At 64.3% G+C, this 2,099-nt stretch carries 3 protein-coding genes; all 3 read right to left on the bottom strand.

Annotation, left to right across the window (positions count from 1 at the left end):
- On the bottom strand, positions 1 to 911 hold a 911-nt coding region (locus tag MOV75_RS35770; RefSeq protein WP_247007697.1), incomplete at its 3' end, for an ATP-binding cassette domain-containing protein.
- 168 nt (positions 912 to 1,079) lie between these two features.
- Complete coding sequence (locus MOV75_RS35775) at positions 1,080 to 1,427, bottom strand: RidA family protein (RefSeq protein WP_246925637.1); 348 nt, start codon at positions 1,425 to 1,427, stop codon at positions 1,080 to 1,082.
- Between the two features lie 134 nt (positions 1,428 to 1,561).
- Positions 1,562 to 2,099: FAD-binding oxidoreductase (locus MOV75_RS35780; RefSeq protein WP_247007699.1), on the bottom strand; the 538-nt coding region annotated here is incomplete at its 5' end.

Raw genomic sequence — 2,099 nt, forward strand, 5'->3', positions numbered from 1 at the left:
ACAGGAGCGCCGGCCTGCTCGGCGATTTGCGCAAGCTTGCCGCCAGTATCCTCGCTGCGGTCCTTGCGCGCGCCGGCCAGGATGCGCGGCATGTCGCCTTTCGCCCGTTTCTTCTTCCCGCCGCTGTCCTTGCGATCTTTCCGCTCGGCGGTCGCCTGTGCCTTGCCATCGATCTCGCACAGGCGTCTCTCGGCATGCGCCAGATCGTGCCTGACGGCCGCGAGCTCGAGGGCCTTCTGCTCGCGGTAGCGGCTGAAATTGCCGCCGTATCGTGTTGCGCCCAGCGATGTCAGTTCGACGATCGTATCCATGGTTTCGAGCAGGTTCCGATCGTGGCTGACGACGATCGCGCCGCTGCGCCAGGCGGCGAGGAGATCGGTCACCGCCTTGCGTCCGTCTTGGTCGAGATTGTTGGTGGGCTCGTCCAGCAGCAGGAAGTCGGGCTCGGCGAAGACCAGTGCGGCGAGGCGCACCCGCGTGATCTGGCCGCCGGACAGGCGTGAGAGCTGCGTCTCAGGAGAGGGATCGAAGCCGAGGCGCGCCAGCGCGGTTTGAAGCCGCGCTTCGAGCGTCCAGTCGATTGTGGCGATGTCGTCGGCCGAGATCTCGCCCCGCTCCGCACGGCGCATCAGCCCCAGTGCCTGCCGCACATCGAACAGATCAGCCACCGTCGCATCCGGAGGCGGTTGAACGCCCTGGCGCAGCAGGCCGATGGTGCCGTTGATCAGAACACGTCCGGACTGGGGAACATGCTCCCCCAGAATTGACGCAAGCAGCGTCGTCTTCCCGACGCCGTTACGGCCGACGAGACCGGTGCGCTCGGCGGCGAATGTCAGATCGATGCTGGAAAGAAGAGAACGGCCGTCAGGCGTGGACAGCGACAGGTTCGACAGGATGATTGAAGCAGGCATGGGATTCCCCGTGAGCAAGGCGGATGTGCGCTGCGGTCGGGGTAAAATCCATGGCTGCGAAGTTCCTGATTGAGAGCCCTCTAACTAGTCCTGCAGAAGCGCAAGATCAAGCCACGGTTCGAGGGAACGACAGCGCGAGGAAAGCGCTGTCGTTCGATGAGCCTGCGATCAGCCCTTGAATGCGGTGACCACCACTTCGATCAGCGCGCTGCCGCCGAGATCGGCGACGCCAACCGTGGCGCGGGTCGGCAGATTGTCGCCGAAGAACTCGGTCCAAGCCGCGTCCATCTCCTTCTTCTTGGAGAGGTCCGTGACGAAGATCGAGGCGCTGACGACGCGCGACTTGTCGGTTCCCGCTTCCTTCAGGTAGCCGGCGATCTTGCCGAGGATGTTGCGGGTCTGGTCGCCCATCGAGACCGAGGTGTCGTCGGCGATGGTGCCGCCGAGGAAGACGAAGCCGTTGGCTTCGACGGCGCGGTGCATGATGGGCGTGCGGATGCTGCGGGTGATGCTCATGATGTCCTCTTGTTGTTAGAGCGTGATGGTATTCAGCAAGTCTGAATTGGCGAAGCCGATGAGCCCCCTCTCCCGCAAGCGGGAGAGGTCGAGCGAGTTCGGAGCAACAGATGGGATTCGACAACTTCTCATTCCTAGAGCGTGGAGGGATGGAAACGGTCGATGCCGAGATCGCTGACGCGGGTCTGAGTGCCGCCGTTGACTATCAGCTCGGCCATGACCGCACCGGCGCCGGGGCCGAGCTGGAAGCCGTGCAGCGAGAAGCCGAACTGATGATAGAGCCCCTTGTGGCGGCTGCTCGGACCGAACACGGGGATATCGTCCTTCATCTTCGCCTCGATCCCGGCCCAGGCGCGGACGATGGTGGCGCTGCGCATCACCGGGAACAGCTCGAACACGGTGCGGGCGCTGGTCGCGAGGCTCTTCCAGTCCAGCACCGTCTCATTGCGATCCTGGTACGGCGTTGCCAAATGGCCGCCGCCGATCAGCACGGTGCCGTTGGAGAATTGCTTGAAGGAGAGTTTGCGGCCGCGCAGGATCACGACGGGATCGATGAAGTGCGGCACGCGCGAGGTGATCATCAACATCGGCGCCACGGTTTCGACCGGCACGGGCTCGCCGAGCGCGGTTGCGATCTTGCCGGCCCAGGCGCCGGCGGCGTTGACGAGCACC

The organism is Bradyrhizobium sp. PRIMUS42 (assembly GCF_023006515.1).
GTDB lineage: Bacteria > Pseudomonadota > Alphaproteobacteria > Rhizobiales > Xanthobacteraceae > Bradyrhizobium.